This is a genomic window from Pseudomonas sp. NFACC56-3 (assembly GCF_900100025.1).
Classification (GTDB): Bacteria; Pseudomonadota; Gammaproteobacteria; order Pseudomonadales; family Pseudomonadaceae; genus Aquipseudomonas; species Aquipseudomonas fluorescens_AA.
On sequence record NZ_FMTK01000006.1, the window covers coordinates 205,743 to 229,589 of the forward strand.

Below are 23,847 nucleotides of genomic sequence, written 5' to 3' on the forward strand. Positions count from 1 at the left end.
GTGCTTAAAGCCAAAAGTTAGCGCCGTCGAGGGTTGTCAGGCCCGGGCGCCGGGGTTCAAACTGCGGCCTTTGTCGCCGGCAAGCACCGGCGCTTCTTTTATATAGAAGAAGCTCGCTCAGCGCGCCATTGTGTCGGCGCCTGGCCTCTTGACCATTCACTCAGGGATCCGGACATGGAACTGGTTGTAAAAAGCGTCAGCCCAGAAACGTTGAAGACCGCCACGCTGGTGGTTGCCGTCGGTGAAAACCGCAAGCTCGGCGTCGTCGCCACCCAGCTCGACAGCCTGAGCGGCGGCGCCATCAGCGCCGTGCTCAAGCGCGGCGACCTGGCCGGCAAGGTCGGCCAGAGCCTGTTGCTGCACAGCTTGCCCAACCTCAAGGCCGATCGGGTGCTGCTGGTGGGCGTGGGCAAGGATGCCGAACTGGGCGACCGCCCGTTCCGTAAAATCATCGCTGGCGTGTTGGGCACCCTCAAGGGCCTGGGCGGTGCCGATGCCGTCCTGGCGCTGGACGAGCTGGTGGTCAAGGGTCGCGACAGCTATGGCAAGAACCGCCTGCTGGCCGAGACCCTGGTGGACGGCGAATACCAGTTCGACCAGTTCAAGAGCCAGAAAGCCGAACCCCGCGCCCTGAAGAAAATCACCCTGCTGACCATCAAGGCCGCCCAGGCTGAAGTCCAGCGCGCCGTGACCCACGCCACCGCGATTGCCAACGGCATGGCCTTCACCCGTGACCTGGGCAACCTGCCGCCGAACATCTGCCACCCGACGTTCCTCGGCGAACAGGCCAAGGCACTGGGCAAAGAGTTCAAGGGCCTGAAGGTCGAAGTCTTCGACGAGAAGAAGATCAAGGACCTGGGCATGGGTTCGTTCTATGCCGTCGGCCAGGGCAGCGCCCAGCCGCCACGCCTGATCGTCATGCAATACAACGGTGGCAAGAAGTCCGAGAAACCCTATGCACTGGTCGGCAAGGGCATCACCTTCGACACCGGCGGCATCAGCCTCAAGCCAGGCGCCGGCATGGATGAAATGAAGTACGACATGGGCGGTGCCGCGAGCGTGTTCGGCACCCTGCGCGCCGTGCTCGAACTGCAACTGCCGATCAACCTGGTGTGCATCCTGGCCTGCGCCGAGAACATGCCCAGCGGCACGGCCTCGCGTCCGGGCGACATCGTCACCACCATGAGCGGCCAGACCGTGGAAATCCTCAACACCGACGCCGAAGGCCGCCTGGTGCTGTGTGACGCCCTCACCTACTCCGAGCGCTTCAAGCCGCAGGCGGTGATCGACATCGCCACCCTGACCGGCGCCTGCGTCGTCGCCCTCGGTGCCCACACCTCGGGCCTGCTGGGCAACAACGACGAACTGATCGGCCAATTGCTCAGCGCCGGCCAGCAAGCCGACGACCGCGCCTGGCAATTGCCCTTGTTCGACGAGTACCAGGAACAACTGGACAGCCCGTTCGCCGACATCGCCAACATCGGCGGCCCGAAAGCAGGGACCATCACCGCGGCTTGCTTCCTGTCGCGTTTCACCAAGAACCTGAACTGGGCGCACCTGGACATCGCCGGCACGGCCTGGACCAGCGGCGGCAAGGACAAAGGCGCCACCGGACGCCCAGTGCCCCTGCTGACCCAGTACCTGCTGGACCGCGCCAAGGCCTGACACCAATGACCGTCGTTGGCGTCGCCCTCGGGTGGCGCCAGCGGCGGCTCAGGAACCGCAATGACCAAAGTCGATTTCTATATCCTGCCCAGCGCCGATCCGTCGGCGCGGCTGGATTTCGCCTGCAAGCTCGTCGAAAAGGCCTGGCGGATGGGGCACCGTATCTACCTGCATTGCAGCGATGCCGCCCAGCGCGACGACCTGGACGCACGCCTGTGGGCGTTCAAGGGCGAGAGTTTCGTACCCCACGGCCCGGCCGAAAGCGAACCCGAGGGACTGATCGTGCTGGGGCTGGGAGATGACTGCGGCCAGCACCAGGACCTGTTGGTCAACCTCGACCTGAAAGTACCGGCCTTTGCCCAGCGCTTCGCCCGTGTGGCGGAAGTGGTGGTGGAAGACCCGGCCATCCGACAAGCCGCGCGGGAGAGTTTCCGTTTCTACCGTGAACAGGGCTATCCTCTGCAAGACCACCGTTTACAGCGACTCTGAGCCCTACGATGGACACTCCAAAATCGCCACAAAAGCCCGCGCACCTGCTGGATGACCTCGAGTCGATCCGCCAACTGCTCGGCGACGACAACCTGCAACCACCGCTGTTGACCGACACGGTCGTGCCCGAGCCGGTGCATGACGAGCAGATTCCCCTGCTGTTCGATCCGATCCACGGCCAGCCCGAACCCGAGCCTGCCGCCAAGGCCGAAGCCAAGGGCCCCGACGCCCTGCTGCACCTGGACCGCGAGTTGCGCGCTGCGGCGCAGTTGATCATGCAAGACGTCATCGACGACTTCGCCCCGCACATCGAAACCGAGATCAAGCGCCGGCTGGATGCGCGGATGGAGCGCTTGCTCAGTCAGTACGAATAAAAGCACTCCCCCGCTTTTTGTGGCGAGGGAGCTTGCTCCCGCTCGGCTGCAAAGCAGCCGTAACACGGGCGAGCAGCCCCATCTCACTCACCTTGACATTTTGGGGGCCGCTTCGCGCCCCAGCGGGAGCAAGCTCCCTCGCCACAGGATTTGTTGCGCCTGTTAATACGCGCTCACTGCGTACTGGCTCGCCCTGCGTCCTTCGCCCCGCTATACTTCCCGGCTTTTCCTGAATAAATGCCAATAGGGTCCCGCCGCGCATGGATAAGACCTACCAGCCGCACGCCATTGAAACTTCCTGGTACAACACCTGGGAGTCCGAGAATTATTTCGCTCCGCAAGGCGCGGGCGATTCCTACACCATCATGATCCCGCCGCCGAACGTCACCGGCAGCCTGCACATGGGCCACGGCTTCAACAACGCGATCATGGACGCCCTGATCCGTTTCCGTCGCATGCAAGGTCGCAACACCTTGTGGCAGCCGGGCACCGACCATGCCGGTATCGCCACGCAGATGCTGGTGGAACGCCGCCTCGAAGCCCAAGGCCAGAATCGCCACGACCTGGGCCGCGAGAAATTCCTCGAGAAAGTCTGGGAATGGAAAGACGAGTCCGGTGGCAACATCAGCCGCCAGATCCGTCGCCTCGGCTCGTCCGTGGACTGGAGCCGCGAGCGCTTTACCATGGACGACGGTCTTTCGGAAGCGGTGAAGGAAGCCTTTGTGCGCCTGCATGAAGACGGGCTGATCTATCGCGGCAAGCGCCTGGTCAACTGGGACACCAAGTTGCACACGGCCATTTCCGACCTCGAAGTGGAGAACCACGACGAGAAAGGTTTCCTGTGGAACCTCAAGTATCCCCTGGCCGACGGCGCCAAGACCGCCGAAGGCAAGGATTACCTGATCGTCGCCACCACGCGTCCGGAAACCATGCTTGGTGATGCCGCCGTCGCGGTAAACCCGAACGACGAGCGCTACCAGGCCCTGATCGGCAAGTTCGTCGAACTGCCCCTGGTTGGCCGGCGCATCCCGATCATCGGCGACGATTACTGCGACCCTGAATTCGGCACCGGCTGCGTGAAAATCACCCCGGCCCACGATTTCAACGACTACGAAGTCGGCAAGCGTCACAACCTGCCGCTGCTGAACATCTTCGACAAGAACGCCAACGTGTTGCCGGCGGCCCAGGTGTTCAACCTCGACGGCACGCTGAACGAAAGCGTCGACGGCACGCTGCCGGCCGAATACGCCGGCCTGGACCGCTTCGAAGCACGCAAGCAGATCGTCGCGGCGTTCGAGGCCGCCGGCCTGCTGGTCAGCGTCGACGATCACGCCCTGAAAGTCCCGAAAGGCGACCGCTCCGGCACCATCATCGAACCGTGGCTGACCGACCAGTGGTACGTGTCCACCAAACCGCTGGCCGAACCGGCGATTGCCGCCGTGGAAGACGGCCGCATCCAGTTCGTGCCCAAGCAATACGAAAACATGTACTTCTCGTGGATGCGCGACATCCAGGATTGGTGCATCAGCCGTCAGCTGTGGTGGGGCCATCGCATCCCGGCCTGGTACGACGAATCGGGCAAGGTCTATGTCGGCCGTGATGAAGCCGAAGTCCGCGCCAAGCACAACCTCGGCCCGGACGTCGCCCTGGCGCAGGACAACGACGTCCTCGACACCTGGTTCAGCTCGGGCCTGTGGACCTTCTCGACCCTGGGCTGGCCGCAGCAGACCGAGTTCCTGAAGAAATTCCACTCCACCGACGTGCTGGTCACCGGTTTCGACATCATTTTCTTCTGGGTCGCCCGGATGATCATGTTGACCATGCACTTGGTGAAGAACGAGGACGGCACTCCTCAAGTGCCGTTCAAGACGGTCTACGTCCACGGCCTGGTGCGCGACGGCCAGGGCCAGAAGATGTCCAAGTCCAAGGGCAACGTCCTGGACCCGCTGGACATCATCGACGGTATCGACCTGGAAACCCTGGTGCAGAAACGCACCTCCGGCCTGATGCAGCCGAAACTGGCGAAGAAGATCGAGAAGGCCACCCGCGAAGAATTCGCCGAGGGTATCGCCAGCTACGGCACCGATGCCCTGCGTTTCACTTTCTGCTCACTGGCGTCCACCGGTCGCGACATCAAGTTCGACATGGGGCGCGTCGAAGGCTATCGCAACTTCTGCAACAAGATCTGGAACGCCGCGCGCTACGTGCTGGACAAGGGCGAAGACTGCGGCCAGAACGGCGAAGCCTACGAGCTGACCCTGGCCGATCGCTGGATCATTTCCCAGTTGCAACGCACCGAAGCCGAAGTGACCCGCCAACTGGACCAGTTCCGTTTCGACCTGGCCGCACAAGCCTTGTACGAGTTCATCTGGAACCAGTACTGCGACTGGTACCTGGAGCTGTCCAAGCCGGTGTTGTGGGACGAAAACGCACCGGTCGAGCGCCAGCGCGGCACCCGTCGCACCCTGGTTCGCGTGCTGGAAGTGGCCCTGCGCCTGGCGCATCCGTTCATGCCGTTCATCACCGAGGAAATCTGGCAGCGCATCGCACCGCTGGCGGGCATCCAGGGCAAGACGATCATGCTGCAACCGTGGCCGGTGGCCAACGAGACCCGCATCGATCCGGCAGCCGAGGACGACATCGAATGGCTCAAGACCTTCATGCTGGGCCTGCGTAACATCCGTGCCGAAATGAACATCGGCCCGGGCAAGCCGCTGACCCTGTTCCTGAAGAATGCCGGCGCCGAAGACCTGCGCCGCCTCAACGAAAACGAGGCGCTGCTCAAGAAGCTGGCGAAGCTCGAGTCGGTGACGGTGCTGGCGGCCGGCGAAGAAGCGCCACTGTCCGCCACCGCGCTGGTCGGCGAGATGGAAGTACTGGTGCCGATGGCCGGCCTGATCGACAAGGCCGCCGAGCTGGCGCGCCTGGACAAGGAAATCCTGCGTCTGAAGGGTGAGGTCCAGCGGGTCGGCGGCAAGCTGTCCAATGCCGGTTTCGTTGACAAGGCTCCGGCCGAAGTCATCGAGAAGGAACGGGCCAAACTGGCCGAGGCCGAGCAGGCCCTGGGCAAGCTGGCCGAACAGCATGGGCGGATCTCCAGCCTGTAACAGCGGTTCGTCACTGAAGAGGGAGGCCCTGGCGGCCTCCTTTTTTCTGCCTGGCACTTTCCATCAAACAATGAAGGCTCCTTGTGGGAGCGGGCTTGCTCGCGAAAGCGGTGGATCAAATAGCCTATTTGTTAACTGACACACCTCCTTCGCGAGCAAGCCCGCTCCCACATTTAATCGGCGCAAGCCTCAAGATCAGGCTGGATGTGGGACAATACCCGCCACTTTTTGAGCCATCCCCGAATCGACCCGCCCATGACTGCCCCTCGCTCCCCAAAACCTGTCCGCCAGAAGCCCAAGCCCGCCATCGAGGCCAAACCTGTGGCGCCGCGAGAGAAGGCCAGCCTGCACCCGCGTAACCGTCACCAGGGCCGCTACGACTTCCCGGCGTTGATCAAGTCCACGCCTGAATTGGCCAAGTTCGTGATCCTCAATCCGTACGGCAAGGAAAGCATCGACTTCGCCAGCCCCGACGCGGTGCGGGTATTCAACCGGGCGCTGCTCAAATCCTTCTATGGCATCGCCCATTGGGACATTCCAGCCGACTACTTGTGCCCCCCAGTGCCTGGTCGCGCGGACTATGTGCACTTCCTCGCCGATCTGCTCGCCAGTCATAACGACGGCGAAATCCCTCGGGGAGCGGCGGTGAAGGTGCTGGACATCGGCACCGGCGCCAACTGCATCTATCCGTTGATCGGCTACAGCGACTACCGCTGGCACTTCCTTGGCTCGGAGATCGACCCGACCGCCGTCGCCTCGGCCAAGGCCATCGTCCAATCCAACGGCTTGAGCAAGGCCATCCAGTTGCGCCAGCAAGCCAACCGCAAGCAGATCCTCCTGGGCCTGCTGGAGGATGGCGAACAGTTCGACCTGACGATGTGCAACCCGCCGTTCCACGCCTCCCTGGAAGAAGCCACCAAGGGCAGCCAGCGCAAGTGGCGGGCACTGGGCAAGGCCGATCCGAAGCGTAAGCTGCCAGTGCTGAATTTTGGCGGCCAGGCCGCGGAGTTGTGGTGCGAGGGTGGGGAAGCCCGGTTCGTGACGCAACTGGTCGGCGAGAGTGCCCAGGTAGCCGAGCAAGTGTTGTGGTTCAGCACCCTGGTGTCGAAGGCGTCGAACCTGCCGGCGATTCAGGCCGCGCTGAAAAAGGCCGGGGCGCTGCACAGCCACGTGGTGGAGATGTCCCAGGGCCAGAAGCAGAGCCGTTTCGTGGCCTGGACCTTCCAGACCGAGGCGCAGCAACAGGCGTGGCGCCAGTCGCGTTGGGTTCGCAAGGGCTGAATCGGCATAGCGCCACAGACCACTTTTTCCAAGGCAATAAAAAACCGTGCCCGGATCGCTCCGAGGCACGGTTTTTTTACAGCGATCTTACTTGTTGACCGCGTCGGTCAGGCCTTTGGCCACAACCAGCTTGATCACTTTCTTGGCAGCGATTTCGATGGCAGCGCCAGTCGAAGGGTTACGGCCGGTACGGGCAGGACGCTCGGTGACTTTCAGCTTGCCAACACCTGGCAGAGTGATTTCGCCGCCATTTTCCAGCTGATCAGCCACGATTTGGCCCAGTTGGTCCAGCAGAGCACGCACAGTAGCTTTTGGTGCGTCTACAGCTTCAGACAAATCGCCGATCAGTTGGTCTTTAGTAAGAGCCATGTAGTGTTCCTTCCCTATCAAATTCATATGGATTGCAGAGTGCAGTGTCAGCCATCGAGCCCGATCTCTCTGGATCAGGCACCCTCGGCAATCACCACGACGGATCGGGGTAATAGATGCCGAAAACCGGGTTTGGTTCGACCTGACAAATGCTGAATGCACGCTTAACGCAGTGACTTCGCGTAAGACCGGGCAAAACTAGCACAACGCCTCTGAAATATCCGCCTCTAGCTACCCATTTGGTCAGCTTTCTTGCGCTAAAACGTTAAAAAAATGCATATAGGCAGTCGGACGGGCCTGAAAAGGCCTTTGCAGGGTTCCAAAACCAGTGATTGCGGTACACTGGGCCTTTTTCGGGGAGCACGCCCTCCTCTCTTTCATCAGCCGAGAAATCCATGCCGATCCGTCATTGCATCGTCCACCTGATCGACAAAAAACCCGACGGCACCCCTGCCGTGCTCCACGCCCGCGACTCCGAACTGGCAGAGTCCACGGCCATCGAGAACATGCTCGCCGACCTCAACGAAAGCTATAACGCCAAGCAAGGCAAGGCCTGGGGTTTTTTCCATGCCGAGTCCGGGGCACATCCGTTCAGCGGCTGGCTGAAGGAGTACCTGGACGGCGGGAAGGATTTCACCGCGTTCAGTCGGGTGGCGGTGGAACACCTGCAAAAACTGATGGAAGAGTCCAACCTGTCGGTGGGCGGCCACGTGTTGTTCGCGCATTACCAGCAGGGCATGACCGACTACCTGGCCATCGCCCTGCTGCACCACAGCGAAGGCGTGGCGGTGACCGATGAATTGGACGTGACCCCGTCCCGCCACCTGGACCTGGGCCAGTTGCACCTCGCGGCGCGGATCAACGTGTCGGAATGGCAGAACAACAAGCAATCGAAACAGTACATCTCGTTCATCAAGGGCAAGAACGGCAAGAAGGTCTCGGAGTACTTCCGCGACTTCATCGGCTGCCAGGAAGGCGTCGATGGCCCCGGCGAGACCCGCACCCTGCTCAAGGCCTTCAGTGACTTCGTCGAAAGCGAAGACTTGCCGGAAGACGATGCCCGGGAAAAAACCAAGACCCTGGTGGACTACGCCAGCAGCCAGGCCAAGCTCGGCGAGCCCATGGGCCTGGAAGAACTGTCCGAGTTGATCGACGAAGATCGCCCGAAAGCCTTCTACGACCATATCCGCAACAAGGACTACGGGTTGTCGCCGGAAATTCCGGCGGATAAACGCACCCTCAACCAGTTCCGTCGCTTCACCGGCCGCGCCGAAGGTTTGTCCATCAGCTTCGAAGCGCACTTGCTGGGCTCCAAGATCGAATATGACGAAGAAGCCGGCACACTGATCATCAAGGGGTTACCGACGTCCTTGACTGATCAGCTCAAGCGCCGTAACTAATGCTCGCCGGGGTGCTGAAGAAATGCCTGCTGGTTCTGCTGGTGGTGGTGGCTTACCAGAACTGGGGCAAGATCGAGCGGGTGTTCAACCCGTCGCAGATGGTTTCAGAACAGATTCGCAGCAATGCCCGCGTGGTGCTGTATGCCACCGGCTGGTGCGGCTACTGCAAGGCCACCCGACGGTTCCTGGATGAGAAAGGCGTGCCGTTTCGCGAGTTCGATATCGAGAAGGACCCCGAGGCGCGCAAGGCCTACGAGGCGCTGGGAGGCCGGGGGATTCCGATCCTCGATGTGAATGGCACGTTGATTCGTGGGTACGAGCCGGAGAATATTCTCAAGGCGTTGTCTGCTTTATAGTTCTGATGGCCTCATCGGAAGCCCCTGAGAAGTTGACAGTATTTTAGAGAAAGCTGCAGGAGAATCTGGTCGCCACTTTTGAGTTATCTCCAGCAGGAACCAGAAGCGGCCCTCAATCACTACCAACGACCGACGGCCTGTAGAGTTGAATCCGCGCAACTTCAAAACTCCTCTGGGGCTTTAAGCACTTAGCTGCAAAAAAAATAAAAACTTAATAGCCAACCATCATAAAAAACTGTCAACTCTGACAGTACTCCCGCCTCTAGCTACTGCATAACTTAATAGTAAGAGGATTTTCAGCCCTCTTAATAATAAAACTCAGAGCAACAGGAGAAAAAAATGACTCTTACGGCCCCCGCTTTTTCAAGCCCCGCACCAAATAGTAGGGGAAACAATCCTCCTTTCGTCACTGGTAGGGGTCACCCAAATAGTGCAGTAACCATTTGGGAAACCAACACTAACGCTACTCTGGGAACCGCCATTTGCAATGCAAATGGAGATTTTGCTACCACGTTGGATCTCACCCAAGCAAGCCACCAAAATTCTGGCGCGGTGTTAGTGATAGGTGGAATCTGCACGACTCCCACGGACTCGTCTGGTTATGCCGAAGACTTGATGTTCTACCTTTGAACAATAAAAATCCGGAATTGCCCTTAGAAACAAGGGCAACTCCTCGTAAACCAACCAACATTCACATTTTCGAAAAAATTTTGAAACCTAGCCTTGGAAAGTGCACATGCACCACCCCGCCACGCTCATCTACGCGACGCAGAATCAACTCTTCGCTACCCGCAAACAACAACTCCCCTGCCACCGGATCAACACCATAGTCCGTCGCGGCGATGGTCACCTGCTGCCCTGCCGTGAACCCGTTCGGCTCTTCGAACGACTCATCCGGCAGCGCTGCCGGTGTCGCGTTGCGGGCAACGTCCAGGGCTTCTTCGGCACTTATCTGGCTCGACGCACCATGGCCGAAGCCCTGCACCCGTGCCAACCATGCGGAAACGGCCGGATATGCGTCCACCAGCGGCGAGGTTACCGGGGTGCCCTTGAGGAACCACAGCGGATGGGCCATGGCGAAGTCGGCAATCGACGCATCACCCAACAGGAAATCGCCCTCCTCGCGCTGCAACTGCTGCTCCAGGCGCGCCATGATCGTCGGCCACTGATGCTTGGCCTGCTCGACAGGCAAGCGCGTGGTCGTACCGCCACTGAACAGCCCGGCGCGGTCGCTGATGAACGCCTTGATGGCTTCAGGCGATAGCTTGGCGAAACGCACCGCCACCGATTCAGGCTGGAACACCAGGCTCACCGCATGCTGAAACACCACCGAGTCGGCCCAGGCGGCAAAGGATGTGGCCAGCATTTCCCGGCCTTCGGGGAACAGGGCCGGCGAGGCTTTTTCCTGCTCCAGCCGTCGGGCGATCAGGGACGTGTCGCAATAGATGTCCGCGCCAATCTGCAATACCGGCGTCTTGCGATAGCCGCCTGTCAGTGCCGTCAGGTCAGGCTTGGGCATCATTGGCGGTATGCTCACCGAACGCCAGGACAGGCCCTTGAAGCCCAGCAACAGCCGGGCCTTTTCCGCGAAAGGAGACGTTGGGTAATGATGAAGAATCAGCTCTGACATGAGATTCGCCACTGCAGGAATGAAGTCTTGCAGCTTAGCGCGCCTGACCGGGCCAGCCTACCGGCCTGATAAAGGCCTATCAACCAGGCTGATGAAGCGACAGCGCACTGGCCACCAGGCATTCCTTGGCGCTTTTCTTGAGCTTTTTGATCAGTCGCTCCTGGCGCAGGGCCTCGCCCTTGTCGCGACAGGCCTCGGTATACACCAGGGCCACTGCCGGGCTGGACAGGAAGAAGCGCGCGCCCTTGCCGCTTTGATGCTTGGCGAAGCGCCGCACCGGGTCATCACTGATGCCGCAGTACAGCGAACCATTGGCGGCCCGCACCAAGTAGACGAACCAGGGTTTGTCCGCTTCGGCGGGGCCTTGCGCAGGCAGATCGGGAGAGAGGTCGGCGGTCGTCACAAGATGTTCAACAGGTGGGCAAAGACAAGCCGCGATCTTATCAGCGACTGGCCTGGAACGCCCGCAACCCCTTCAGCGCCTGGGCTCTGACGGCGTTGCGCACCAGCGGCGTCCACCCCAGCAGCAAGCCCTTGGCACCCAGCGCCTGGCGGGACCAGCGCCATAGATCGAAGCTGTCATGGTGCTCGCAGATCTTGCCATCGCGAAACACGAAGCGCGCCTGGATGTCGTTGATCACGATGTTGCCGGTCTGGCTGAACAGGTACGTCGCCACCCAGTGAGCACCGCCGGTACGCTCGTCGCTGCGCACGTTATCGAAGGTCAGGGAAAAGTCCTTGGCCCGGGTCGTCAACATGCGCCACATGTCGCCGGCATCGCGTCCGCGCAGCTCGCCAAACGCCGGATCGCTGAACAGCACGTCGTCGGTGTAGCAGGCGCTCATGGCGTCGGCGTCCAGGCGCTGGAAGGCCTGATAAAAACGGGTGATCAAGGCGTTGTGGGCATCACTCATGGACCGGCTCCGAAAAACGTTTCAGTAGGCCTGCACGATAATCTGCCAACGCATGGAAAACTATCGTCATTCGCCATGAAAATGATATCAACGAAGGTCGGTGACTCTTTCGCTTTCGACCCCGACGTACAGCGCCCGGCCTGCGCCGATGCCCGCGATGATCGCCCCCAGGCCAACCAGGCCGAAGATCCAGCCGAGGGCGTTCCAGCCCCCGGTCAAGTCGTGGACCACCCCCACCGCGAAGGGCCCCAGCGACGCCAGCGTATAACCGAAGCCCTGGGCCATGCTGGACAGGTTGGCGGCCACATGGGCATCCCGCGAACGCAACACGATCAGCGTGAGCGCCAGGCTGAACGTCGCGCCCTGCCCCAAGCCCAGCAATATCGCCCAGCCCCACAAGCCATCGATGGGGGCATAGAGGCAACCGAACAGCCCGCCCAGGGTCATGACCATGACGATCACGATGGCCAGGCGCTGGTCCTTGCCACGCGTGGCCAGCCAGGGCGCCGCGAGGGAGCTGATCAATTGCACGATGACCGAGCCGGATAGCACGAGCCCGGCCTGGGTCGGGGTCAGGCCACGTCCAATCAGGATCGAGGGCAGCCAGCCAAAGACGATATAGGCCAGTGACGATTGCAGCCCCATGTACAAGGTCACCTGCCAGGCCAGGGGATCACGCAGCAAGCCGCGGACCCGGTACGCCACCTGATGGGCGCCGTGTTTCTGGCCCACTTGCGGCAACCAGAACACCGCGGCCAGCAGCGCCGGGACCACCCAGAACCCCAGGCCCGAGGCCCAGTTGTGGCCAAGGTACTCGCTCAATGGCACTGTCGCCCCGGCCGCCATCGCCGCGCCCAGGCACAGCGCCATGGTGTAGACACCGGTCATGGCGCCGGCCTGTCTGGCGAAGTCGCGCTTGACGATGCCCGGCAGCAGCACGCCGATCACGCCGATGCTCGCACCGGCCAGGATACTGCCGGCGAACAGCCCAACCTGACCGAACGCACTGCGCAGGACAATCCCGCCCGCCAGTGTCAGCAAGATCCCCAGCACCACGCGCTCGGCCCCGAAGCGCCGCGCCAGCACCGGTGCCAGCGGCGCGAACAGGCCCAGGCAAAGCACTGGCAACGTGGTCAGCAAACCGGCCTGGGCAGCCGACAGGCCAAGGCTTCCTGACACTTCGCTGAGCAGCGGCGCCATGCTCGACAACGCCGGACGCAGGTTCAGTGCCACCAGGATCAGCCCGAGCAGCAACAGCCAGGGCCGGCGCATCAACGGCTGACTCTGCTGGACCTGGGCGTCGTCGGCTTCGGCGTCGATCAACAATTCTTCAAGTTCGGCGGCGCGTTTGCACGCCGTCGTGGTGGCAGGGTCAAGCGAATCGCGGGACATGGAAAAACTCGGGTTCAGGGTTCATTGATCAACTGCCGGCACAGGGCCTTGGCCTGCTCCGGGTCTTGGCGTTCGACCGCTTCGAGCATGTCGACGTGCAGGTCGAACACATGCTGATGGCGAGGGACAATATTGAGGCTCTGGCGCAACTGCGCGCCGATCACGCTGGAAAAGTAACGATAAAGCTCGCTGAGCGTTGGATTGTGCGCGGCATCCACCAGCAAGCGGTGGAACACCAGGTCGCAGGCGATGTAGTGCTCCAGGTCGCCGTGGTAATGCTCGCCACTGGCCTGGAGCGCCTTGCGCAAGGCCAGCAAGTCTTCTTCGGTGCGCCGCAGCGCGGCCAGGCCGATGGCCTCGACCTCGAGGATATGCCGGGTTTCCCGGGCCTGAGCCAATGAACAGCGCGACAGCACCTTGAGGGTATCGAGCGGGTCCACCGTCCCCCGTACATAACTGCCGTCGCCCTGGCGGATCTCGATCAGCCCGGAAAACGCCAGCACACGCATGGCTTCGCGCACGGTATTGCGGCTGATACCCAGCTCGGCCACCAACTCGGGCTCGGTGGGCAACTTCTGCCCCACGGCCCATACGCCATCGCTGATGCGCTGGCGCAGTTGGTCCAGGGCTTGGTCGACCAAGGACCGCTTAATTAATGGAGAAATGTCTGACATGAAACCCACCCTTTCATCCAATCATAGGATGAATTTTCTGACATGTTAGTCAGCTTCGCGTAGGACGGCAACTGCCTAGGATCAACGGGAGGGAAAGAAACGAGATTTTCGATTAGTCAAAATTACCCTTTGAGGGTAATTTCAAGGGCAAGGCACGCCGTTCTATGGAAAAGAACACACCCCACTACGCCTTGGCGGCGATACAGGCAGATGTCAGGCGGCTTAAAGGGAAAGCTTTCACCAGCACTGCGAAGAACACTGCTCGGACGCTCGGTTTAAACGTCTCGGACATGCAGCAGGTCATCCATGGGCTTGAGCGAAAACAGTTCTACAAATCGATGACCACCTATGACGATCATCGAGTCTGGCATGACGTCTACCACGCCAATTCACACGGCCTGCAGATTTACCTGAAGGTGACGTACCGCCCCAGCGGAGGCCCACCGGTCATTTCCTTCAAGGAGAAAAACTCATGAAACACCAGCAATGCTTCAGCTGTGGTGCCCCGGAAGGCATGTTGCATTTCGAAGGTCGCGGCGAAACCATGAGCGTCAAGGGACTGGAACGCCGGGTCGATGACTTGTCTGGCTGGGAATGTCAGATGTGCGGCGAAGTCGAGCTCGATTCAAGCTGCTCGGATCGCTACGACCACGCAGGTGATGAGCTGGTCAACGCGGCCAGGCGAATGATCGGCGAAGAGATCAAACGTGTCCGGCGCAAACTGCATCTATCGCAAAAGGAAGCGGTACTGCTGCTATCGGGCGGTGGACACAATGCGTTTTCCCGCTACGAGCGCGGCGAGGTAGTGCCACCCAAGGCGTTGATCTTGCTGATGCGCCTGCTTGATCGCTATCCGCATTTGCTTGCCGATGTCCATGCCTTCGCTGAAGACGCAGACTTGCGGCAATTCAAAACGACGGTGCACAAGGAACACGAGACCCTCACGGCTTGCTGAGCGGCCCATTAAAAACAAACCCGGACACGTCCGGGTTTGTTTCACAGCCTAAGACCGGATCAATGCAGAATCTGGCTCAGGAACAGCTTGGTGCGGTCGTTCTGCGGGTTGTCGAAGAAGTCGTTCGGCGCGGCCTGTTCGACGATTTCACCTTTGTCCATGAAGATCACGCGGTTGGCCACGGTGCGGGCGAAGCCCATTTCGTGGGTCACGCAGAGCATGGTCATGCCGTCTTCGGCCAGGCCGATCATGGTGTCCAGCACCTCTTTCACCATTTCCGGGTCGAGGGCCGAGGTCGGCTCGTCGAACAGCATGATTTTCGGTTTCATGCACAGGGCACGGGCGATGGCCACACGCTGTTGCTGACCGCCGGAGAGCTGACCCGGATACTTGTGCGCCTGCTCTGGAATGCGCACGCGCTCCAGGTAATGCATGGCGATTTCCTCGGCCTTGCGCTTGGGCATCTTGCGTACCCACATCGGCGCCAGGGTGCAGTTCTGCAGGATGGTCAGGTGTGGGAACAGGTTGAAGTGCTGGAACACCATGCCGACTTCACGGCGGATCGCTTCGATCTGCTTGAGGTCGTTGGTCAGTTCCACGCCATCGACCACGATGCGACCCTGCTGGTGCTCTTCCAGGCGGTTGAGGCAGCGGATGGTGGTGGACTTGCCGGAGCCCGACGGGCCGCACAGCACGATGCGCTCGCCCTGCTTGACGTTCAGGTTGATGTCTTTCAACACATGGAACTGGCCATACCACTTGTTGACGCCCTGCATCTGAATAATGCCTTCAGGGCTCACAGGCTGTTTGATCGCTTCACTCATAAACTACGCTCCTAACGCTTGTGGCCAGTGTCCAGCTTGCGTTCCAAATGCATGGAATAGCGGGACATACCAAAACAGAAAATCCAGAACACCAGGGCGGCGAACACATAGCCTTCAGTGGCCATGCCCAGCCATTTCGGGTCGGCGGCAGCTTGTTTCACGCTGTTGAGCAGGTCGAACAGGCCGATGATGATCACCAGGCTCGTGTCCTTGAACAACGCAATGAAGGTGTTGACGATACCCGGGATCACCAGCTTCAGGGCTTGCGGCAGAATCACCAGGCCCATGCTGCGCCAGTACCCCAGACCCATCGCCGCGGCCGCTTCGTACTGGCCCTTGGGAATGGCTTGCAGGCCGCCACGCACCACTTCGGCCACGTAGGCCGACTGGAACAGGATCACCCCGATCAGTGCTCGCAGCAGCTTGTCGAAGTTCATGCCTTCGGGCAGGAACAGCGGCAGCATCACCGACGACATGAACAGCACCGTGATCAACGGCACACCGCGCCAGAACTCGATGAAGGTCACGCAGACCACCCGGATCGCCGGCATGTTCGAACGCCGGCCCAGGGCCAGGACGATGCCCAGCGGCAGTGCGCCGGCGATACCGACAGTGGCGATCACCAACGTCAGCATCAGGCCGCCCCACTGGCTGGTCGCCACGGCATCCAGGCCGAAAACGCCACCGTGCAGCAGGCACCAGGCAATGATCGGGTACAGCACCAGGAAGCTCAGGCCGTAGATGGCCTTGCGCGGGAAGCGCGAGATGAACAGCGGTGCTACACCGAGTACCGCCAGCCACACGGTCAGGTCTACGCGCCAACGCAGCTCCGTTGGGTAATAGCCGTACATGAACTGGCCGAAGCGCTGCTGGATGAACACCCAGCAGGCGCCCTCCTTCGTGCAGTCGGCGCGGGTGGTACCGACCCAGTTGGCGTCGAGGATCGCCCAATTCAGAATCGGTGGAATCACCAGGTAGATCAAGTAGAACGCAAACAACGTCAGCAAGGTATTGAGCCAGCTGGAGAACATGTTCGCGCGCATCCACGCCACCACGCCGATGCTGTTGCTCGGAGGGGGCATGTCAGGTTTGAAAGTATGAGATGTCATGCGCGTTTCCTCACCGCTCGATCAGCGCAATGCGCTTGTTGTACCAGTTCATCAGCAAGGAAATGCTGATACTGATCGCCAGGTACACGCTCATGGTGATCGCGATCACCTCGATGGCCTGGCCGGTCTGGTTCAACACCGTACCGGCAAACAGCGAAACCATTTCCGGGTAACCGATACCGGCCGCCAGCGAAGAGTTTTTCGCCAGGTTCAGGTATTGGCTGGTCAACGGCGGGATGATCACGCGCAGGGCTTGCGGGATGATCACCTTGCGCAAGGTCGGACCGTTGCGCAGGCCCAGCGAGTGAGCCGCCTCGGTCTGGCCATGGCTGACCGACTTGATGCCCGAGCGCACGATCTCGGCGATGAACGCCGCGGTGTATACGGTCAAGGCCAGGGTCAAGGCCAGCAGCTCGGGAATCAGTACCCAACCACCGACGAAGTTGAAGCCCTTGAGCTGCGGCATCTCCCAATGCACGGGAGCGCCGAAGATCAACGCGCACAACGCCGGAATCACCAGGAACAGCGCCAGACCCACCCAGAATTTATGGAATGGCTCGCCGGTCGCTTCAAAACGCTTGTTGGCCCAGCGGGTCATCAGCACGATGGCGACAATCGCCAGCACGACACTGGCCACGAACGGCCAGAATCCGTCCGCCACCAGCGCTGCCGGCATGTTCAAGCCGCGGCTGCTGACAAAGAAGGTGTCGCCGAAGTTATGGCTGTTGCGCGGCCCCGGCATGGTCAGGAACACCGCGAAATACCAGAACAGGATCTGTAGCAGCGGTGGGATGTTGCGGAAAACCTCGACATACACGGTCGCCACTTTGGCAATGATCCAGTTTTTCGACAGTCGGGCCACGCCGACAATGAAACCAAGGATTGTTGCCAGGATCACGCCGATGAACGTCACCAGCAGCGTGTTGAGCAACCCGATGACAAAGACACGGGCATAGCTGTCCGCTTCGGTGTAGTCGATCAGGTGTTGGGCAATGCCGAACCCGGCACTGCGCTCCAGGAAGCCGAAACCGGAGGTGATGCCCCGGTGCTGGAGGTTGGTCTGCGTGTTATCGAACAGAAACCAGCCCAGCGAAATGACCGCCACGATGGTGACGATCTGAAATACCCACGCACGCACTCGTGGATCGCTGAGGCTGAGCCTCTGCTTAGGTGCGCCGATTGAATTTTGCATGAAGTGCCCCGCAAGGAATGGAACAGAACATCACCCGGTGGTTGGCCCACCGGGTGATAGAACCATCAGCGCACTGGTGGTGCGTATTGAATGCCGCCAGCGTTCCACAAAGCGTTCAGGCCGCGGTCGATTTCCAGCGGAGTGCTCTTGCCGAGGTTGCGCTCGAACATTTCGCCGTAGTTACCGACTTGCTTGACGATTTGCACGACCCAGTCCTTCGGCAGCTTCAGGTCCTTGCCGTATTCACCGTCGGCACCCAGCATACGGGCGACGTCCGGGTTCTTGGTGGACTTGGCTTCGGCTTCGACGTTCTTCGAAGTCACGCCAGCTTCTTCAGCGTTGAGCAGGGCGTAGCCGGTCCAGCGGACGATGGCCAGCCACTCGTCGTCGCCATTACGCACGACTGGGCCCAATGGCTCCTTGGAAATGGTTTCCGGCAGGACCACGTAGTCCTTCGGCGCAGCCAGCTTGCTACGCTGAGCGAACAGTTGGGACTTGTCGGACGTCAGCACGTCGCAACGACCGGACTCCAGCGACTTGGCGCTTTCATCGGAGGTGTCGAAAGTGATCGGGGTGTACTTCAGGCCGTTGCCACGGAAGTAGTCGGAAACGTTCAGTTCGGTGGTGGTACCGGCCTGGATGCAAATGGTTGCACCATCCAGTTCCTTGGCGCTCTTGACGCCCAGCTTGTTGTTAACCAGGAAGCCAATACCGTCGTAATAAGTGATGAAGCCTGGGAATTTCAGGCCCATGCCCGCGTCACGGGAGCTGGTCATGGTGGTATTGCGCGAGAGCATGTCGATTTCGCCCGATTGCAGGGCGGTGAAGCGCTCCTTGGCGTTCAACTGGCTGAACTTGACCTTGTTCGCATCGCCGAATACCGCAGCGGCAACGGCGCGGCAGAAGTCAGCGTCGATACCGACGATCTTGCCGGTCGAATCAGGTACCGAGAAACCCGGCAGGCCATCACTCACACCGCATTGCACAAAACCTTTCTTCTTCACGGCATCCAGGGTTGCACCCGCCTGAGCGAACCCGCTGACACCCAGTACTGCTGCTGCAGTGACGATTGCCAGGGTGGATTTCAGTAACTTCATTCAAACCTCCAGTTTTGCTCTTGTTGTGTCGGAGCTCGAGTCCTGTCGCACCCTTTTGAGGCATTGCCGACCCTTGTTGGCTTTTTTTAGGGTCAACCGACGTCTGGACCTTCGCTATGAGTCTAATAATGAGAATGTCCGTAAACAGCGGTCATGCCCATCTCTCACCAATCGGCCGAACGGGCTGTAGCCCTTCACGTTCGCGAAGCCCGTAGCGGCTGCTGGCGAACATTCATCACCGGATTTCTGATATCCCATGCGACGCGTCTAACTGATAGTGTTACCGCGCAGCGTAAGAATCATCACTCAGCAACCCCATAGCAAAGCCCGTACCAGACCGCTGCGCTTAGGCCATGTAGAACACGTTAAGACAAAAACTTTCAACTTTGCGACATCTAATTAACTGAGGCACCGGAAGCGCACTGTAATCACGCACTGATTGGGCGCACCCGCACAGATTTGGAGCACAACCATGACCGACCCCTTGATTCTCGAGCCCAGCGGCACTGTTGACGCGTGCGTTATCTGGCTCCACGGCCTGGGCGCCGATCGTTATGATTTCCTGCCGGTGGCCGAAATGCTGCAGCAAAAACTGCTCACCACACGTTTCGTTCTACCCCAGGCGCCGACCCAGCCAGTCACGATCAACGGCGGCTATGAGATGCCCAGTTGGTACGACATCCGCGCCTTGAGCCCGGCGCGGGCCATTGACGAACAACAACTCGAAGCCTCGGCACAACGGGTCATCGATCTGGTCGAAACCCAGCGAGCCAGCGGAGTAGACGCCTCGCGGATTTTCCTCGCCGGTTTTTCCCAAGGAGGCGCGGTGGTCTATCACACCGCCTTCGTGAAATGGCAGGGGCCGCTGGGCGGCGTGATCGCGCTGTCTACTTATGCACCGACGTTCAGCGATGAACTGCAATTGTCGGCCAGCCAGCAACGCATTCCGGTCCTGGCCCTGCACGGCCAATACGACGAAGTGGTACTCAACCCGATGGGCCGGACCGCAAAAGAGTATTTAAAGCAGCATGGTGTCACCGTGACATGGCAGGAATACCCAATGGGCCACGAAGTGTTACCCGAGGAGATTCATGACATCGGCACCTGGCTGGCCGAACGGTTGCGCTAAGAGGCCAAACGCCACGCCGGTCCTTTGACGATCCCACTACGCCGCGCCCGTTTCTTGCATTACACTGGCCGGCGTACATTCCTTAACCAATCGATGAGATGACCGTGCTCAAAGCACTCAAGAAGATGTTCGGTAAAAGCGAGGCCGAGCAACTCGCGCCTGGCTCCACTGCGCCGACCCACGGCCCGAGCCGTACCGATGCGCAACAACCGCGCCGGACGGCCCCCGTCGCACAGGCGAAAAAAGAACCCGTCGCCCAGCCTGTTACGCCCCCCGAGCCCGAGACACCACGCAACGAAGCCCCCCGGCCGCGCCGCGAACGCGCACCGAAACCGCCGGTCGTCGCCTGGAAACTCGAGGACTTCGTCGTAGCACCCCAGGAAGGCAAGACGCGCTTCCATGACTTCAAGCTCGCCCCGGAACTGATGCATGCCATCCAGGACCTGGGTTTCCCGTATTGCACGCCGATCCAGGCGCAGGTGCTGGGCTTCACCCTCGCCGGCAAAGACGCCATCGGTCGCGCCCAGACCGGCACCGGCAAGACCGCCGCGTTCCTGATTTCCATTATTACCCAGTTGCTCCAGACCCCGCCGCCCAAGGAACGCTACATGGGCGAACCACGGGCGCTGATCATCGCGCCGACCCGCGAGCTGGTGGTGCAGATCGCCAAGGACGCCGCCGACCTGACCAAGTACACCGGCCTGAACGTCATGACGTTCGTGGGCGGCATGGATTTCGACAAGCAGCTCAAGCACCTCGAAGCCCGCCATTGCGACATCCTGGTCGCCACGCCGGGCCGTCTGCTGGACTTCAACCAGCGCGGCGACGTGCACCTGGACATGGTCGAAGTGATGGTGCTGGACGAGGCCGACCGCATGCTCGACATGGGCTTCATCCCGCAAGTGCGCCAGATCATTCGCCAGACCCCACCCAAAAGCGAACGCCAGACCTTGCTGTTCTCCGCCACCTTCACCGAGGACGTGATGAACCTGGCGAAGCAGTGGACCACCGACCCGGCCATCGTCGAGATCGAAGCCGAGAACGTCGCCAGCGAAAACGTCGAGCAACATATCTACGCGGTCGCCGGTGCCGACAAGTACAAGCTGCTCTACAACCTGGTCAACGACAACGGTTGGGAGCGCGTGATGGTGTTCGCCAACCGCAAGGACGAAGTGCGGCGCATCGAAGAACGCCTGGTGCGCGATGGCGTCAACGCGGCCCAACTGTCGGGCGATGTGCCACAGCACAAGCGCATCAAGACACTGGAAGGTTTCCGCGAAGGCAAGATCCGCGTGCTGGTGGCCACCGACGTGGCCGGTCGCGGCATCCACATCGACGGGATCAGCCATGTGATCAACTTCACCCTGCCGGAAGTGCCGGATGACTACGTACACCGGATCGGCCGCACCGGTCGTGCAGGCGCTGCGGGTGTATCCATCAGCTTCGCCGGTGAGGATGACTCCTATCAGTTACCGTCCATCGAGGCGCTGCTGGGGAAAAAGATCAATTGCGAAACCCCGCCGACACATCTGCTTCGCCCGGTTGAGCGCAAGCGCTCCTGACCGTCGCGACAACGAACAAAAAGCGCAGCCCTGAAGGCTGCGCTTTTTTTTCGCCCGGGATTGCCCGAATAAACTAAAAGTCCATAATAGACAAATTAGTTTAAAAACAGGAACGTGCCTCGCTCACCGGCCTGGACCCGCGCCTGCAAATCGCCGACACCCTCGAAACGGCGCTGCACGACGCCGACGTGGTGATGCTCTGCACTTCGTCCGCCAAAGCTGTGCTCGACCCGCAGACTTTGGACAAACCGGCGCTGATCACCTCCATCAGCACCAACGCCCCGCGCGCCCATGAAATACCGCCTCAGCGCCTCAATGATATGGACGTGTTCTGCGATTATCGTCAGACCACGCCGGACTCGGCTGGTGAAATGTTGAACGCTGGCGAACAGCACGGCTGGGAGGCGTCGCGTATCGTCGGCGACTTGCCTGAATTGCTCAGCGCACACGTGGCGCGTCCCGACTACCAACGCCACGTGTTCTTCCGCTCCATCGGCCTGGGGCTGGAGGATGTTGCGCTGGCGAATGCGCTTTACCGTTTGCACTGCAATATCTGACACAACTCGATTCCCTGTGGGAGCGGGCTTGCTCGCGAAAGCGCTGTGCCAGCCACATCAATGTTGAATGTGCTGCTGCCTTCGCGAGCAAGCCCGCTCCCACCAGGGTTTGGCGAACGCCTGGCAATGTGCTCTACAGGAGAGCTTCATGACCTCAGCAGACTTCATCATCATCGGCGGCGGCATTGCCGGTGCTTCCACCGGTTACTGGCTGGCGCCCCATGGCCGGGTGATTGTGCTCGAACGCGAGTCCCATCCGGCCTATCACTCCACCGGACGTTCGGCGGCGCTGTACTCCGCTGCCTACGGCACCCCGCAGGTGCGGGCGCTGACCCAGGCCAGCCGGGATTTTTTCGACGCCCCGCCGGCCGGCTTCTGCGAGCACCCGTTGCTGAGTCCACGGGGTGAAATGACCGTGGATTTCACCGGCGACCCGGCCGAGCTGAACAACCAGTACCTGAGCGCCAAGGCCACGGTGCCGCAGATGCAACTGCTCAGCGCCGATGAAGCCTGTGTGCGGCTGCCGATCCTGCGGCGGGACACGGTCCACGGGGCGATCTATGACCCGACAGCGTGCGACATCGACACCGACGCCCTGCACCAAGGCTACTTGCGCGGTATTCGCCGCAATGGCGGTGAAGTGCACACCGACAGCGAAGTGCTGGGCCTGAGCCGCGACGACCAGGGACTTTGGCAGGTGAAGACAGCCAGCCAACGCTTCACCGCCCCCATCGTGATCAACGCTGCCGGTGCCTGGGCCGATCAGGTAGCCGACCTGGCTGGCGCCCGGAAGCTGGGGCTGCAACCCAAGCGGCGTGCGGCATTCATCTTCGCCGGCCCCGAAGGCGTGGATAGCCATGACTGGCCGATGCTCGTGAGCCTGGACGAATCCTTCTACATGAAGCCCGACGCTGGCATGTTCCTCGGCTCGCCGGCCAACGCCGACCCGGTGGAGCCTCACGACGTTCAGCCGGAAGAGCTGGACATCGCCATGGGCATCTACCAGATCGAAGAAGCCACCACCCTGACCATCCGCCGCCCGACCCGCACCTGGGCCGGATTGCGCAGTTTCGTCCACGACGGTGACCTGGTGTCCGGTTTCGATCCACAGGTGCCCGGACTGTTCTGGGTCGCGGCCCAGGGTGGCTACGGCATCCAGACGTCACCGGCCATGGGCCAGGCCAGCGCGGCGCTGGTGCGTGGCGAGCCGCTGCCCGAAGCCCTGGCTCGTTTCGGCCTGAGCAGCGCCATGCTCTCCCCCAAGCGCTTGGGGTGAGCCAACCGGCGTGACGCATCGCCACGATTGCGGCAACACTTCCCGCGCCCTGTTCCACGGGGCGCTGACGCTGCCTGGAGCCCTGTCATGACCGCTTCGCCCTCCGATCCGGCGCTGGAGAACTTCCGCACCATCGCCGGCGCCATCGCCACGCTGTTCTACCCCCACGCCGAAGTGGTGCTGCACGACCTGCGCAGCCAGAAAGTCGATTACATCGCCAATAACCTGTCCAAGCGCGAGATTGGCGATGACTTGTCCCTGGAAGACATGCTCAGTGAGGACATCAGCGAACGTAACATCGGGCCGTACGAGAAACTGAACTGGGACGGACAGAAGATTCGCAGCCTCAGCAGCGGGCGCCTTCAAGGGCAAGAGCGCGTCCAACTATGTGGCCAATGTGCTGAATATGGGGCGGGCGACGGTGTACAAGCATTTGAAGGAGTTGAAGGGCTGAGATTTGTATTGCCTGGCCTGACGCCTTCGCGAGCAAGCTCG

At 60.8% G+C, this 23,847-nt stretch carries 23 protein-coding genes and 2 pseudogenes; 15 read left to right on the forward strand and 10 right to left on the reverse strand.

Features of this window, described 5'->3' with window-relative positions:
• Positions 1–174 precede the first annotated feature (174 nt).
• From BLO80_RS11690 to rlmF, 5 genes are all read left to right on the forward strand, one after another.
• On the forward strand, positions 175–1,665 hold the full coding sequence (locus tag BLO80_RS11690; RefSeq protein WP_092331954.1) for a leucyl aminopeptidase: 1,491 nt from the start codon (positions 175–177) through the stop codon (positions 1,663–1,665).
• A 60-nt stretch (positions 1,666–1,725) separates the two neighbouring features.
• Complete coding sequence (locus BLO80_RS11695; RefSeq protein WP_072408970.1) at positions 1,726–2,154, forward strand: DNA polymerase III subunit chi; 429 nt, start codon at positions 1,726–1,728, stop codon at positions 2,152–2,154.
• Positions 2,155–2,162: 8 nt separating this feature from the next.
• The gene (locus BLO80_RS11700; RefSeq protein WP_092331951.1) at positions 2,163–2,528 is read left to right on the forward strand and encodes a DNA polymerase III subunit chi; all 366 of its coding nucleotides are present in this window, start codon (positions 2,163–2,165) and stop codon (positions 2,526–2,528) included.
• Between the two features lie 260 nt (positions 2,529–2,788).
• Positions 2,789–5,635, forward strand: coding sequence for a valine--tRNA ligase (locus BLO80_RS11705; protein WP_092331949.1), 2,847 nt, complete (start codon positions 2,789–2,791; stop codon positions 5,633–5,635).
• Positions 5,636–5,890: 255 nt separating this feature from the next.
• Positions 5,891–6,916, forward strand: coding sequence for a 23S rRNA (adenine(1618)-N(6))-methyltransferase RlmF (gene rlmF, locus BLO80_RS11710; RefSeq protein WP_092331995.1), 1,026 nt, complete (start codon positions 5,891–5,893; stop codon positions 6,914–6,916).
• Between the two features lie 87 nt (positions 6,917–7,003).
• Here rlmF and BLO80_RS11715 read toward each other — a convergent pair whose 3' ends face one another.
• Positions 7,004–7,285, reverse strand: coding sequence for an HU family DNA-binding protein (locus tag BLO80_RS11715; RefSeq protein ID WP_092331946.1), 282 nt, complete (start codon positions 7,283–7,285; stop codon positions 7,004–7,006).
• Positions 7,286–7,680: 395 nt separating this feature from the next.
• On the opposite strand from BLO80_RS11715, the gene yejK reads away from it, so the two are divergent.
• The 3 genes from yejK to BLO80_RS30610 all read left to right on the forward strand — a co-directional run bounded on the left by yejK (position 7,681) and on the right by BLO80_RS30610 (position 9,671).
• The gene (gene yejK, locus BLO80_RS11720; protein ID WP_014340016.1) at positions 7,681–8,685 is read left to right on the forward strand and encodes a nucleoid-associated protein YejK; all 1,005 of its coding nucleotides are present in this window, start codon (positions 7,681–7,683) and stop codon (positions 8,683–8,685) included.
• Positions 8,685–9,041: a glutaredoxin family protein gene (locus BLO80_RS11725; protein ID WP_092331944.1), complete on the forward strand. Its 357-nt coding sequence runs from the start codon at positions 8,685–8,687 to the stop codon at positions 9,039–9,041. The genes yejK and BLO80_RS11725 overlap by 1 nt, the downstream gene beginning before the upstream one ends.
• A 339-nt stretch (positions 9,042–9,380) precedes the next feature.
• Entirely contained in the window at positions 9,381–9,671 is a 291-nt protein-coding gene (locus BLO80_RS30610; protein ID WP_170866848.1) for an Ig-like domain-containing protein, read from the forward strand.
• A gap of 61 nt (positions 9,672–9,732) precedes the next feature.
• Here the strand turns inward: BLO80_RS30610 and BLO80_RS11730 are convergent, their stop codons facing one another.
• The 5 genes from BLO80_RS11730 to BLO80_RS11750 all read right to left on the reverse strand — a co-directional run bounded on the left by BLO80_RS11730 (position 9,733) and on the right by BLO80_RS11750 (position 13,651).
• A complete protein-coding gene (locus tag BLO80_RS11730; protein WP_092331941.1) occupies positions 9,733–10,671 on the reverse strand; it encodes a glutathione S-transferase family protein in 939 nt (312 codons plus the stop codon).
• A 79-nt stretch (positions 10,672–10,750) separates the two neighbouring features.
• On the reverse strand, positions 10,751–11,074 hold the full coding sequence (locus BLO80_RS11735) for a GIY-YIG nuclease family protein (protein ID WP_060740799.1): 324 nt from the start codon (positions 11,072–11,074) through the stop codon (positions 10,751–10,753).
• Between the two features lie 40 nt (positions 11,075–11,114).
• Positions 11,115–11,585, reverse strand: a complete 471-nt coding sequence (locus BLO80_RS11740; protein WP_092204097.1) for a nuclear transport factor 2 family protein — start codon at positions 11,583–11,585, stop codon at positions 11,115–11,117.
• An 87-nt stretch (positions 11,586–11,672) separates the two neighbouring features.
• The gene (locus tag BLO80_RS11745; RefSeq protein ID WP_092331938.1) at positions 11,673–12,977 is read right to left on the reverse strand and encodes a CynX/NimT family MFS transporter; all 1,305 of its coding nucleotides are present in this window, start codon (positions 12,975–12,977) and stop codon (positions 11,673–11,675) included.
• A 14-nt stretch (positions 12,978–12,991) separates the two neighbouring features.
• Entirely contained in the window at positions 12,992–13,651 is a 660-nt protein-coding gene (locus tag BLO80_RS11750; protein WP_092331993.1) for a FadR/GntR family transcriptional regulator, read from the reverse strand.
• A 164-nt stretch (positions 13,652–13,815) separates the two neighbouring features.
• On the opposite strand from BLO80_RS11750, the gene BLO80_RS11755 reads away from it, so the two are divergent.
• Entirely contained in the window at positions 13,816–14,127 is a 312-nt protein-coding gene (locus tag BLO80_RS11755; RefSeq protein WP_053213349.1) for a type II toxin-antitoxin system MqsR family toxin, read from the forward strand.
• Entirely contained in the window at positions 14,124–14,606 is a 483-nt protein-coding gene (locus tag BLO80_RS11760) for a type II toxin-antitoxin system MqsA family antitoxin (RefSeq protein ID WP_003178333.1), read from the forward strand. The genes BLO80_RS11755 and BLO80_RS11760 overlap by 4 nt, the downstream gene beginning before the upstream one ends.
• A 59-nt stretch (positions 14,607–14,665) precedes the next feature.
• Here BLO80_RS11760 and BLO80_RS11765 read toward each other — a convergent pair whose 3' ends face one another.
• The 4 genes from BLO80_RS11765 to BLO80_RS11780 all read right to left on the reverse strand — a co-directional run bounded on the left by BLO80_RS11765 (position 14,666) and on the right by BLO80_RS11780 (position 18,828).
• Positions 14,666–15,430 carry an amino acid ABC transporter ATP-binding protein gene (locus BLO80_RS11765; RefSeq protein WP_003178331.1) on the reverse strand — a complete coding sequence of 255 codons (765 nt, stop codon included), beginning with the start codon at positions 15,428–15,430 and terminating at the stop codon, positions 14,666–14,668.
• 11 nt (positions 15,431–15,441) lie between these two features.
• Positions 15,442–16,539: an amino acid ABC transporter permease gene (locus BLO80_RS11770; protein WP_092331935.1), complete on the reverse strand. Its 1,098-nt coding sequence runs from the start codon at positions 16,537–16,539 to the stop codon at positions 15,442–15,444.
• 10 nt (positions 16,540–16,549) lie between these two features.
• Positions 16,550–17,731, reverse strand: coding sequence for an amino acid ABC transporter permease (locus BLO80_RS11775; RefSeq protein ID WP_092331933.1), 1,182 nt, complete (start codon positions 17,729–17,731; stop codon positions 16,550–16,552).
• Between the two features lie 65 nt (positions 17,732–17,796).
• Entirely contained in the window at positions 17,797–18,828 is a 1,032-nt protein-coding gene (locus BLO80_RS11780) for an amino acid ABC transporter substrate-binding protein (RefSeq protein ID WP_092331930.1), read from the reverse strand.
• Positions 18,829–19,300: 472 nt separating this feature from the next.
• Between BLO80_RS11780 and BLO80_RS11785 the strand changes: the two genes are divergently transcribed.
• The 5 genes and pseudogenes from BLO80_RS11785 to BLO80_RS11805 all read left to right on the forward strand — a co-directional run bounded on the left by BLO80_RS11785 (position 19,301) and on the right by BLO80_RS11805 (position 23,806).
• Positions 19,301–19,957 (forward strand): alpha/beta hydrolase, encoded by a 657-nt coding sequence (locus BLO80_RS11785; protein WP_092331928.1) that lies wholly within the window; start codon positions 19,301–19,303, stop codon positions 19,955–19,957.
• 98 nt (positions 19,958–20,055) lie between these two features.
• Positions 20,056–21,519 (forward strand): ATP-dependent RNA helicase RhlB, encoded by a 1,464-nt coding sequence (rhlB, locus tag BLO80_RS11790; protein WP_092331925.1) that lies wholly within the window; start codon positions 20,056–20,058, stop codon positions 21,517–21,519.
• Between the two features lie 116 nt (positions 21,520–21,635).
• A pseudogene (locus tag BLO80_RS11795) lies at positions 21,636–22,076 on the forward strand (ornithine cyclodeaminase family protein); the annotation flags it as partial.
• Between the two features lie 148 nt (positions 22,077–22,224).
• Complete coding sequence (locus BLO80_RS11800; protein ID WP_092331922.1) at positions 22,225–23,352, forward strand: NAD(P)/FAD-dependent oxidoreductase; 1,128 nt, start codon at positions 22,225–22,227, stop codon at positions 23,350–23,352.
• Between the two features lie 87 nt (positions 23,353–23,439).
• Positions 23,440–23,806 (forward strand): annotated as a pseudogene (locus BLO80_RS11805) (PAS domain-containing protein).
• The last annotated feature ends 41 nt before the right edge of the window (positions 23,807–23,847 follow it).

Bases quoted from the DNA above. Each gene is read 5' to 3' on its own strand.
- BLO80_RS11690 (WP_092331954.1), top strand. From the start codon at position 175: ATGGAACTGGTTGTAAAAAGCGTCAGCCCAGAAACGTTGAAGACCGCC.
- BLO80_RS11695 (WP_072408970.1), top strand. From the start codon at position 1,726: ATGACCAAAGTCGATTTCTATATCCTGCCCAGCGCCGATCCGTCGGCG.
- BLO80_RS11700 (WP_092331951.1), top strand. From the start codon at position 2,163: ATGGACACTCCAAAATCGCCACAAAAGCCCGCGCACCTGCTGGATGAC.
- BLO80_RS11705 (WP_092331949.1), top strand. From the start codon at position 2,789: ATGGATAAGACCTACCAGCCGCACGCCATTGAAACTTCCTGGTACAAC.
- rlmF (WP_092331995.1), top strand. From the start codon at position 5,891: ATGACTGCCCCTCGCTCCCCAAAACCTGTCCGCCAGAAGCCCAAGCCC.
- BLO80_RS11715 (WP_092331946.1), bottom strand. From the start codon at position 7,285: ATGGCTCTTACTAAAGACCAACTGATCGGCGATTTGTCTGAAGCTGTA.
- yejK (WP_014340016.1), top strand. From the start codon at position 7,681: ATGCCGATCCGTCATTGCATCGTCCACCTGATCGACAAAAAACCCGAC.
- BLO80_RS11725 (WP_092331944.1), top strand. From the start codon at position 8,685: ATGCTCGCCGGGGTGCTGAAGAAATGCCTGCTGGTTCTGCTGGTGGTG.
- BLO80_RS30610 (WP_170866848.1), top strand. From the start codon at position 9,381: ATGACTCTTACGGCCCCCGCTTTTTCAAGCCCCGCACCAAATAGTAGG.
- BLO80_RS11730 (WP_092331941.1), bottom strand. From the start codon at position 10,671: ATGTCAGAGCTGATTCTTCATCATTACCCAACGTCTCCTTTCGCGGAA.
- BLO80_RS11740 (WP_092204097.1), bottom strand. From the start codon at position 11,585: ATGAGTGATGCCCACAACGCCTTGATCACCCGTTTTTATCAGGCCTTC.
- BLO80_RS11745 (WP_092331938.1), bottom strand. From the start codon at position 12,977: ATGTCCCGCGATTCGCTTGACCCTGCCACCACGACGGCGTGCAAACGC.
- BLO80_RS11750 (WP_092331993.1), bottom strand. From the start codon at position 13,651: ATGTCAGACATTTCTCCATTAATTAAGCGGTCCTTGGTCGACCAAGCC.
- BLO80_RS11755 (WP_053213349.1), top strand. From the start codon at position 13,816: ATGGAAAAGAACACACCCCACTACGCCTTGGCGGCGATACAGGCAGAT.
- BLO80_RS11760 (WP_003178333.1), top strand. From the start codon at position 14,124: ATGAAACACCAGCAATGCTTCAGCTGTGGTGCCCCGGAAGGCATGTTG.
- BLO80_RS11765 (WP_003178331.1), bottom strand. From the start codon at position 15,430: ATGAGTGAAGCGATCAAACAGCCTGTGAGCCCTGAAGGCATTATTCAG.
- BLO80_RS11770 (WP_092331935.1), bottom strand. From the start codon at position 16,539: ATGACATCTCATACTTTCAAACCTGACATGCCCCCTCCGAGCAACAGC.
- BLO80_RS11775 (WP_092331933.1), bottom strand. From the start codon at position 17,731: ATGCAAAATTCAATCGGCGCACCTAAGCAGAGGCTCAGCCTCAGCGAT.
- BLO80_RS11780 (WP_092331930.1), bottom strand. From the start codon at position 18,828: ATGAAGTTACTGAAATCCACCCTGGCAATCGTCACTGCAGCAGCAGTA.
- BLO80_RS11785 (WP_092331928.1), top strand. From the start codon at position 19,301: ATGACCGACCCCTTGATTCTCGAGCCCAGCGGCACTGTTGACGCGTGC.
- rhlB (WP_092331925.1), top strand. From the start codon at position 20,056: ATGACCGTGCTCAAAGCACTCAAGAAGATGTTCGGTAAAAGCGAGGCC.
- BLO80_RS11800 (WP_092331922.1), top strand. From the start codon at position 22,225: ATGACCTCAGCAGACTTCATCATCATCGGCGGCGGCATTGCCGGTGCT.